This window comes from Streptomyces sp. NPDC090106 (assembly GCF_044747265.1).
GTDB lineage: Bacteria > Actinomycetota > Actinomycetes > Streptomycetales > Streptomycetaceae > Streptomyces.
This window is the reverse complement of record NZ_JBIVDS010000009.1, coordinates 189,221-198,943: the sequence shown is the minus strand read 5'-3', so window position 1 is coordinate 198,943 and position 9,723 is coordinate 189,221. Positions and strand designations below refer to the sequence as shown.

7 protein-coding genes are annotated in these 9,723 nt (G+C 73.4%); 4 read left to right on the top strand and 3 right to left on the bottom strand.

Going from position 1 to position 9,723, the window contains the following annotated elements:
- The first annotated feature begins 47 nt into the window (after positions 1 to 47).
- The 4 genes from ACIPSE_RS28345 to ACIPSE_RS28330 all read left to right on the top strand — a co-directional run bounded on the left by ACIPSE_RS28345 (position 48) and on the right by ACIPSE_RS28330 (position 6,427).
- Entirely contained in the window at positions 48 to 3,146 is a 3,099-nt protein-coding gene (locus ACIPSE_RS28345) for a hypothetical protein (RefSeq protein WP_401667640.1), read from the top strand.
- Between the two features lie 123 nt (positions 3,147 to 3,269).
- The gene (locus tag ACIPSE_RS28340; protein ID WP_401667638.1) at positions 3,270 to 4,553 is read left to right on the top strand and encodes an RICIN domain-containing protein; all 1,284 of its coding nucleotides are present in this window, start codon (positions 3,270 to 3,272) and stop codon (positions 4,551 to 4,553) included.
- Between the two features lie 73 nt (positions 4,554 to 4,626).
- On the top strand, positions 4,627 to 5,772 hold the full coding sequence (locus ACIPSE_RS28335) for a mannose-binding protein (RefSeq protein ID WP_401667635.1): 1,146 nt from the start codon (positions 4,627 to 4,629) through the stop codon (positions 5,770 to 5,772).
- Between the two features lie 91 nt (positions 5,773 to 5,863).
- Complete coding sequence (locus tag ACIPSE_RS28330; protein ID WP_401667632.1) at positions 5,864 to 6,427, top strand: dihydrofolate reductase family protein; 564 nt, start codon at positions 5,864 to 5,866, stop codon at positions 6,425 to 6,427.
- Positions 6,428 to 6,485: 58 nt separating this feature from the next.
- Here the strand turns inward: ACIPSE_RS28330 and ACIPSE_RS28325 are convergent, their stop codons facing one another.
- The 3 genes from ACIPSE_RS28325 to ACIPSE_RS28315 form a co-directional block, all read right to left on the bottom strand.
- Positions 6,486 to 7,139: a fasciclin domain-containing protein gene (locus ACIPSE_RS28325; protein ID WP_401667630.1), complete on the bottom strand. Its 654-nt coding sequence runs from the start codon at positions 7,137 to 7,139 to the stop codon at positions 6,486 to 6,488.
- A 76-nt stretch (positions 7,140 to 7,215) separates the two neighbouring features.
- Positions 7,216 to 8,832 carry a sulfite oxidase gene (locus ACIPSE_RS28320; RefSeq protein WP_401667627.1) on the bottom strand — a complete coding sequence of 539 codons (1,617 nt, stop codon included), beginning with the start codon at positions 8,830 to 8,832 and terminating at the stop codon, positions 7,216 to 7,218.
- Between the two features lie 167 nt (positions 8,833 to 8,999).
- The gene (locus tag ACIPSE_RS28315) at positions 9,000 to 9,707 is read right to left on the bottom strand and encodes a TetR/AcrR family transcriptional regulator (protein WP_401667624.1); all 708 of its coding nucleotides are present in this window, start codon (positions 9,705 to 9,707) and stop codon (positions 9,000 to 9,002) included.
- Positions 9,708 to 9,723 lie beyond the last annotated feature (16 nt).

Genomic DNA, 9,723 nt, shown 5'->3' with positions numbered 1-9,723 from the left:
TACGGTCCCGCCTCGAAGGCCACGGCCTTGATCGCCAGAGGTGCGGCATGACGCGCTGGAGCGCCTTCGGCAGGCGCCGCGGCAGCGATCGGCGGGGAACCCCCGACCGAACCGGCCCGACCGGCTCCGCGCCCCGTGAGGGCACGGCGGGCGCGGCCGACCAGGTGCTGGTGGAGGACTACGACGGCCTGCTCCTGCTGCGTTCCCCCTCGGACGACTCGCTGACCCCGGCCGACATCGGCGACCTGGCCCGGGGCCAGCGCTCCGACGACGGAGCCGTGACCCTCATCGCCGGCACCGAGAGCGTGGCCGCCGACTCCTTCTGGCCCCGGCTGAGCCACCTGCTCGACACCCTCAGCGACTCGGGCACGGAGACCGTGCGGCTGGCCATGGCCGGTGCGGGCCAGGACAGCCCCCAACGGCCCGCCACGGCACGGCGGATCGCGGACGCGTGGGGCCTGAAGGTGGAGGCCCCGGACGGGGCGCCCCTCCTCGTGCCCGGCGGCACCCTCTTCGTACCCGGCCTCCCGGTCGGGTCCGCGACCGACGCCGGCTGGTGGCGCTTCGCCCCCGAGACGCAGCCCAGGCCCCTGGGCCCCCGCAGCCCCGCCCCGTCCTGGCAGAGCGCCCTGCGCGCCCTGCCCGCGCGCACGGGCGGCGGCTGCGTCGTCGAGCAGATCCCGGCGGGTGTCCTGATCCGGCCCGCCGAGGCGGCCCCGACCAAGCCCGGCGACCTCTACCACTCCGTGCCGGTCTCGCCCGGACGCCTCGCGGTCGTGGTCGGCGTTCCCTACGGCGAGGACGTCCTCGCGGACGACGTCGCCGACGTGCTGTCCGCCCTCCCGGAGGGCGTCAGGACAACCGTGCGGCTCGCTCCCGGCGGCCGTCGCGACCTGCTGTCCCTGGCCCAGTCGGTCGCCGACCGGCTGGACACGGAGGTCGAGCTGATGACCGGGCTGCCGCTCATCGCCGCCGGCCGGCCCCTGGGGGCGTACTCCGCGCAGTCGGTACTGGTCGGAGCCGACCGTACGCCGCGCTGGCTGCCCTTCGTCGACGCCGTCCTGTGCCGTCCGGCCCGGGGCGCCGAGGAGGCCCCGGAGCCCCGGCCGCTGCGCTGGACACCGCCGTTGGCGGGCGCCGCCCAGCCCTCGGACGGGGTGTTCGCCCTCTCCGACCAGTGGCAGGTCACGGTCACCCGGGCCGGTCTGTGGGTCGGTTCGCTGGACGGCCCCGACCTCTCCGCCACGGCCCGTCAGGTGAGTCCGTCCGGTCCGCTCGTCGAGGTCGGCCTGCCGGGTGAACGGCTCGACCCGACGCTGTGGCCCGCCCTGTCGGGACTCCTCGGCGCCCTGCTGCCCGCCCTGCGCGCGAGCGTGACGCTCCACGTCCACGGCACCCCGCACGACGGCGGCAGAGAACTGCGCCGACTGGCGGCGGCGCACGGTCTGCGGACGATCCGGTTCGCCACGTTCTCGCCCTCGGCGCCCGCCCCGCGGGAGGAGAACGGCCCGCCACAGGCGATCAGCAGGCCCCGCACGAGCTCCGACCCGGATCGCAGCGAGTTCCCGGCACCGGTTCCGGCACCGGCCCCGGCACGGAGCCAGACGGTGGCGACCGCGGCCACGGGAGCCGCGCCGACGCGCACGCCCCGGAAGGGCTCGGTCCCCGAGGGCGCGGCCGTCGCGACGGCCGGAAGCTCCTCCACCGGCACGCCGGCGCCCGCACCGGCGGCTCCCCGACGGACGTCGCCCGGACGCGAATCCGTCATCGAGACGGTACGACGCGCGGAGGCGGAGGCCGAGGCGGCGGCAGCGGGCACGACCGTGGGAGAACGCCTTCCGGGCGGCACCGCAGCGGAGCCCGAGACCTCGGAGCCCACACGGAACGGCGGCGCGCCGGAGGGGCCGGTCGTCGCTGAGCGGCCGGAAGAGCCGGTCGCCGAGAAGCCCGAGGAACCGGTTGCCGAGCGGCCGGAGGAACCGGTCACCGAGAAGCCCGAGCACGAGGCCGCCGCCCCCGACCCGGAACCCGGACCCGAGCCCGGCCCGGCCCCGCTGCCGGACCCGGACCCCCTCCCGGCGCCGGCCGCTCCGCGCAGCCTGGTCACGACCGGTTCCGCACCCGAACCCGCCACCGGAGAGATCCCCGACGGGCGTCCTGAACCGTCGCCCGCCGAACCGGAAGCGGCAGCGGCGCCGGAGACGGAAGGAACGGCGAAGGCGGAAGAGACGCCCGGGCTGCAAGAAACGCCGAAGGCGAAGGAAGAGGCGGCGGAGGCAGCGGGAACGCCCGAGCCGGACACCGGCGCGGACCCGTCCGCCGACGGTCCCGGCCTCCCCGAACCCCCGCTGCCGCAGAGCGTCACCCCGCCCCCGGTCCCGTTCAGCCCGGGCCACCGCAGTACCGAAGGCGAACGCAACGTCTTCCGTGGGCTGGCGGACGCGGAGTGGGACCGGCACGGTACCGCCGTGGCCCGGGCCCTCGCCCGGATGCCCGCCCTGCGCGGCAAGGAACAGGAGGCCGCTCGCGCCGACTTGATCGCGCTGCGGCTGTATCTGCACGACACCGAGGGGCCGTTGAGCCACCAGGCGCTGGGCCGCGCCCTGGACGCGCACGACGGCGGTCTGCTGCCGTACGTGGCGTGCCTGGCGTCGGGGCTCAACCGACTGCCCTCGTACCGAGGTGTGGTGCTGCGCGCCACGGCTGGCATCCCCGACGGCGGTGTGCCGCGTCCGGGGGCGTTGCTCCGGGACGCCGCTCCGGTGAGTGCGACGCCGCTCGACCCGGTCCGGCCGTCGATGACGACCGGCGCCAGCTACGTCATCTGGTCCGTCGGGGCGCGCCGGGTACGGCAGTTGCTCGACCCCGGCGACGGACCGGAGGAAGTGGTGTTCACCCCCGGGACCCTGTTCAGGGTGCTGGACGTCCGCCGGGCCGGACGGAACGAGGCCCGGCAGATCTTCCTGCGTGAACTGCCCGGCTCCCAGGGGCCGGTCAGGCCCGATCCCGAAGGAGACCGTGCCGCACTCGCCCGTCTGGACGAGGCCGTGCGCGGACGCTCCGCTCCGGCGGGTGCCGAACAGTGGCCGGAGCGCTGCTCCGGGCCCTTCGGCGCCGCGACGTCGGAAACCACAGCGAACCACTGACACGAGTAGGGGAGTCGTATGGCTCGTCAGACCGATCCCGCCGGTGAGACGTCACCGAACGCGTCCGGAGCGTCGGGCGCCTCCCGAGCCTCCGGGACGTCGGGTGCGTCCGGATCGTCCCCGGTGACGATCCGCCGGGCGGTACCGCTCCAGGGCGAGGCACAGGACCCCGGCGCGGCGCTGGCACCGGGCGCGGGCCGCCGGGCCAAGGCGAGCGGCGCGTCGGCCGCCCCGACGCCCGCCGCGGCGCCGGAGGTCCCCGCCGCGCCAGACCCGGCACCGGCACCGGCCCCGCCCGAGGGCGGGAGCGCCGAGGCGGCGTCGTCGGAGCGGGAGGAGCAGGCGTCGTCGGAGCGGGAGGAGCAGGCGTCGTCGGAGCGGGAGGAGCAGGCGTCGGCCGCGTCCTCCTCCACCACCGGATCCGCCACGCCCGACCCTGTTCCCGCGCCCGCGCCCGACGCCTCGGCCGCCGTACCCGCGACCGCGGGCGCCGACCCCGGTGCCGACACCCTGCTCGTCGCGTCGGCCAGCGGCGGCGGCCCGGGTCCCACGGCCGACGCGGAGGCGCACGGCGGACCCAAGAAGCCGATGCTCGCCGCCGCGGCGATCGTCGGCGCGATCCTGATAGGCGTCCCCTTCCTGGTGGCGGGACAGGGCGACAAGGACGAGCGCGTCTCCGACCGGACGGACAACGCGGCCGGAACGGTGCTGGACACGGACCGGATTCCGCAGGCCCCGGAGAGCTACGCGACCGAGTCGCCCTCCCCGTCCGCCTCCGCGTCCCCCTCGCCCAGCAAGTCGCCCGAGGAGAAGCGGACCAAGGACACGGTCGACGCGCCGGTCGTCAAACGGGACCAGCCCTCCCCGACCCCCTCGGCGTCGAAGAAGACCGAGAAGAAGACCACCACGCTCAGCGCCGCGGAGAAGCTGCGCCAGGAGGCCAACGCGGCCTCCAGCGCCAGCAACATCCTGCTGAAGAACTCCACGACGGGCCAGTGCGCCGACGTCCCCAACTACGGGAACGGCAAGATCGACGGCCCGGTCAACCAGTACCCGTGCAACGGCACCACCAACGACAACCAGCTGTGGAACCTGGAGGTCACGGAGGCCAAGGGCGGGCCGAACGGTTCCTCGCTGTTCCTGATCAGGAACAGCAAGGACAAGTTCTGCATGGACCTGCCCTACTACGGCGCGGCGGCCATGGGCACCAACATCACCGAGTACTACTGCCGCGCGACCTCCGACAACCAGCTGTGGTGGCTCGACCCCCGCTCGGACGGCTCGTACTGGATCCGCAGCTACTCGAGCAGCAACCTCTGCCTGGGACTCGAGGGCGGCGGGTCAGCCGGGAACGACGCGCACCTGGAGATCGGCGGGTGCGGCCCCGCCGACCGCTGGATCCTCTGACCCGCACCTCCGCCCACACCCAGGCCCCGCCCCCCCCACAACCGACCATCGACGACTGACGGAGAAGGCCCGAATGAGTGCCGAACGAAACGCGGGAGACGGTACATCCCCCGACAGCGCCAAGGGCGCGCCGCAGGTCCGGGTGGCGGTCGCCCTGCCCGCGTTCTCGGAGCCGCCCGAAGGGGCGCTGACCCCGGGCCGGACCCCGGCCGTCACCCCCGACACGACGACGGGTGAAGAGACGGAGCACGAGGCCCCCACGGCCGGTACCGCCCCCACGGCCGCACCGGTCCCCGTCCCGGCGGAGGAAGAAGGAGCGGAGGAAGAAGAGGGAGAGCGGACGACAACGCTGTCGGCCGGCGCCGTCGCACGGGAACCGGAGGCGACGGCGGCTGCCGGGGAGCCCGAGCGGGGCGAGGGCGAGGGAGCCGCTCCCGCGGAGGCGCGTGGCGGGTCGCCCGAGCCGGCCACGGCCGTGGCGCCGGTCGCCACGGCGGCCGACGGCCCCTCCGGCGACCCCGACGCGGAGGAGTCCCACGGCGGACGCCCCAAGAAGCCGATGCTGGCCGCCGCGGCCATCGTGGGAGCCGTCCTCGTCTCCGTCCCGTTCCTGCTGATGGGGGCGCGGGACGACGATGCCAAGCAGCCGACGGCGAACTCCGTCGCGCAGGAGGACAGCGACACCCTCCTGGACGCGAACGCGGCGCAGGAGGCACCGGACGACTATGCCACCCAGACCCCTTCCGCCAGCCCGAGCGAGAAGAAGTCGAAGGCGCCCGCGAAGCCGAGCCCCACGAAGTCCACGGCGCCGGTGAGCCAGTCCGGCGCGGACGTGAAGCCCAAGGCGAGTCCCAGCCCCAGCCCGTCCCCGAAGGCGACGAAGACCAAGGCGCCGGTGTGGACCACCACGTCCGTCACGGCGCCGAGCACGCTGTCCGTCGGGGAGTCCTGGAGCACCAACCGGATCAAGATGGTCATGCAACCGGACGGCAACCTCGTCGTCTACAACGAGAACGGCAAGGCCACCTGGGCGTCGATGACCTTCGGCGAGAACCACACGGCCCGTTTCCAGACGGACGGCAACCTCGTCATCCACAACGGCGACGACCGGCCCATCTGGGGAGCGGACGTCTGGGGCCACCCGAACGCGAAGCTGATCCTGCGCACGGACGGCAAGGTCGTCATCATGGACGGTTCGACGGTGACGTGGTCCACGTGACCCGGCCCCGCCCGGCCGAGGTGTAGAGAAACCCGGCGCGGCCCCGACGTCTCCTTCGTGGAGGTCGTCGAGGTCGTCGAAGGGACGGGTCATGCAGACACTGACGGTCGATGTGTTTCTCTCGGTGGACGGGTGGGCCGGCAGCGCGGTCTCGCCGGGCTTCTTCGGGTACCCCGGCCCCGAGCTGGAACGGTGGATCGACGCCGAGTCCGCCCTGCCGCGGACGGTCGTCCTCGGACGCCGCACCTACGAGGCGCTCGCCGGGCTGCCCGATCAGGCGCGCGGCGACACCACGGGACGGCTCCTCGCGACGGACAAGGTGGTGTTCTCGAAGACGCTGGGGACGACGTCCTGGCCGAACACCCGCGTCTGCCGTGACGACCTGCTCGGCGAGATCACCCGCCTCAAGCGCTACGGCGACGTCCCGCTGCGCACGATGGGCAGCCTCTCCGTGGCCCGGCAACTGCTGGACGCCCACCTCGTCGACCGGTTGCGGCTGATGACGTTCCCTCTGCTCGTGGGAGCCTCGGGCCGCGAACCGCTCTTCGAGGACGTGGCGTCGGCGGACCTGGAACTCGTCGGCCACCGGGCCCTGGACGGCCGGGTGCTGCTGATCGAGTACCGGCCCACCGGCCGGGACATCCCACGCGCCTGAGCCGGACCGCCGGGCAACGACCCACGTGTACCCGACGGTCCGGCGTTCTGGCGGTCCGTCAGCTGGTGGGCATCAGGACGGTGTCGATGATGTAGACGTTGGCGTTGGCGGTCTTCACGTTGCCGCAGACCACCTTGGCGGAGTCGTTGACGGTGTAGGACTCGCCCGAGCCGGACGTGGTCAGCTTCGACTTCTCCAGCGTCTCGAAGGAGCCCTTCTCCAGGTCCTTCGGCGCGAGCTTCTGGCCGACGACGTGGTACGTGAGGATCTTCGTCAGCTCGGCCTTGTCGTTGAGGACCTTGTCCAGCGTGGCCTTCGGGATCTTGGCGAAGGCGTCGTTGGTGGGCGCGAACACGGTGATGTTCTCGGCGTTGTTGAGGGTGTCGACCAGACCGGCCTTCTTCACCGCGCTCACCAGGGTGGACAGGGCCGGGTTGTTGGAGGCGGCGGTGGCGACCGGGTCCTGGGCCATGCCGTCGAAGGAGCCGGCACCGCTGGCGGGCACCGCGGAACAGGCCGGACCGAACGGCTCGTCCATGGTGGTGTCGCTGCCGGAGTTGGCCATGCCGTCGTCCGATGCGGAGGCGGATGCCTTCGCAGAGGAGTCGGACTTGGCGGAGTCGCTGCCGCTGTCGGAGCACGCCGTGAGGGCCAGCGGCAGGACGGCAGCGGCGGCCACGGTCACGGCGATGCGGCTGATACGGGTGTTCATGATGTGTTTCTCCTGATAGGTCACGGCAGCGGGCGCTGCCTGATCGGGGGTAGGGGAAAGTGGGTTCGGGGGAGGGTCAGTCGACGGTCACGACCACGGAGTGCCAGCCGCTGGCGCCGTCGGGGATGGTGCGGGTCCGTTTCTCGGTCTGCGTCCGGCCGGTGCGGTCGGTGGCGCGGACGGTGAGGGTGTGGGCGCCCTTGCCGGCACGCCAGGGGAACGACCACTGCCGCCAGGTGTCCGAGGTGTCCTCGGCCGCGAGCCGGGCCTCCTGCCAGGGGCCGTCGTCGACCCGGATCTCGACCTTGTCGATGCCGCGATGCTGCGCCCAGGCCACCCCGGCGACCATCACCGGACCGGCCTTCGGACGGGCGAAGGGCTTGGGTGTGTCGATACGGGACTGCGTCTTGACCGGTGCCTCGCGGGCCCAGCCGCGCTTGACCCAGTAGGGGTCGTAGGAGTCGAAGGTGGTGAGCTCGATGTCCTCGATCCACTTGCAGGCCGAGACGAAGCCGTACAGGCCGGGCACCACCATGCGCACCGGGAAGCCGTGCGCGAAGGGCAGCGGCTCACCGTTCATGCCGAGTGCGAGCAGCGCGTCGCGGCCGTCCATCACGTCCTCGACCGGGCTGCCGATGGTCATGCCGTCCACCGAGCGGGCCACCAGCTGGTCGGCCCTGCCTCCCTTCGACGGCGGCCGGACCCCGCACTCGGCCAGCAGGTCCGCCAGCCGTACGCCGATCCAGCGGGCGTTGCCGACGTAGGGGCCGCCGACCTCGTTGGAGACGCAGGTGAGCGTGATGTCGCGTTCGATCAGCTCGCGTCGCAGGAGGTCGTCGAAGGAGAGCGTCAGCGGCCGGGTCACCCCCTCGCCGTGGATGCGCAGCCGCCAGGACGTCGCGTCCACCTTCGGCACCACCAGCGCGGTGTCGACGCGGTAGAAGTCGCCGTTCGGCGTGACGAACGGGCTGACCCCGGGGACGCGCAGGTGCGCGCCCCGGGGAACCGGGGCGGCCGGGGAAGCGGGCCGGGGCAGGGCAAGCGCGTTGCGTGAGGCGACGGCGTCGCCGCCACGCGCCCGGTTCAGACCGCGGCCGAGGACACCGGCTCCGGCCGAGGCCGCCGCGACAGCCGTCGCCGCGATCACGAAGCCACGACGGTCCCATCCCGCACCGGCCGAGGAACCCGGCTGCTCGCCCCCGACCGGTACGGCGGCGGGCCGCGGGGACGTGAGACGGCCCACCAAGAGGTAGAGCACCGCGGCACCGACGACCGCGCCCGCCACCGAGGGCAGCGCGTCCGTGGGACCGGCCGAGTCCGGCCTGCTCGTGGCCGCCACCGCGCCCACCACTCCGAACACCAGCACACCGGCCGCACCGGCCCGCCGAAATCGCGTGGCCGCAATTCCCAGCGCCAGGGCGAAAAGGGCCAGCACCGCGAGAATTCCGAGCTGAAGGACCAGCTTGTCGTCGGTGCCGAAATTCCGGATGGCCCAGTCCTTCACGGAAGCCGGTGTGCGGTCGATCGCCGCACCCCCGACCGCCACGACCGGACCGGCCTGCGGACGCACCGCCACCGACACCAACTCGGCGACGGAGAGCGCGGCGAAGCCCGCCAGCACACCGCTGACGGCCCCCAGAGCGGGGCGGGTCCAGCCGGAGTGCCGCCGCGTGTCCTTCTTGTCGTCCCTCACGTGGGGAATCCGACTCGGCGGCCCCGACGGATTGGTCAAATCCCCGATCGGATGAACTTAATTCCCGGACCAATCCGAAACCGTATCGGCTACGTATTCATTGAACGGACGCAGAAAAAGAAGGAGCCTGGAAATTCGCCCACGGTGCCGCACCGCGTGCGGTGCGTTCACTTCCGTGCCGTGGCCAGCCGCGCCTGTGCCGTGCCCAGGAGGGTGTCCAGCAGGACCGGGTACGCGCTGTGGTTCATCCGGTCCGCGAGCAGGCGCGCGGTGGCGGCGATGTGCGGATGGGTCGCGCTGGGCAGCCGGGCGTACGTGGAGGTCCACATCTCCTCGTCGGTCTCCCGGGCCTCGGCGGTGACCGCCAGCGCGCCCGCGTCGAGCGCGGCGAAGGCCAGCGCCAGGTCGATGAAGGCGTGGTAGACGCCGACGGCGTCCGGATCGCCGAAGCCCGCTCCGCGCAGGATGCCGAGGATCGTCTCGTCCACCTCGATCTCCCGGGGCCGCCCGGTGACACGGCTGGCGGTCAGTAGAGCCGCCTCCGGATGGGCGAGGTAGGAGGCGTGGATGGCCAGGCCCAGGGCCCGAAGGTCGGCGCGCCACGCCCCGGTCGCCGTCCAGTTGTCCAGGGCCCGCCCGATGAGCTCCTCGCCGATGGCCCGGGTCAGCCCGTCCAGCCCGGCGAAGTACCGGTACACCGTGCTGGGGTCGGCGCCCAGCGCGGCACCGAGCCGGCGCGCCGTCAGCCCGGCCCGCCCGTGCTCGCGCAGTATCCGCAGCGCGGTCTCCACGATCAGCCGCTCCGACAGCACGGTGCCCTGCCGGGTCGGCCGCCGCCGGCGCCGCTCCGCTTCCGGAACCACCTTCTTCGGCACCGCGCCACCACCCCGC

Excerpts from the sequence above, each read along its gene's own strand:
- ACIPSE_RS28345 (WP_401667640.1), top strand. The coding sequence starts at position 48 with ATGACGCGCTGGAGCGCCTTCGGCAGGCGCCGCGGCAGCGATCGGCGG.
- ACIPSE_RS28335 (WP_401667635.1), top strand. The coding sequence starts at position 4,627 with ATGAGTGCCGAACGAAACGCGGGAGACGGTACATCCCCCGACAGCGCC.
- ACIPSE_RS28330 (WP_401667632.1), top strand. The coding sequence starts at position 5,864 with ATGCAGACACTGACGGTCGATGTGTTTCTCTCGGTGGACGGGTGGGCC.
- ACIPSE_RS28325 (WP_401667630.1), bottom strand. The coding sequence starts at position 7,139 with ATGAACACCCGTATCAGCCGCATCGCCGTGACCGTGGCCGCCGCTGCC.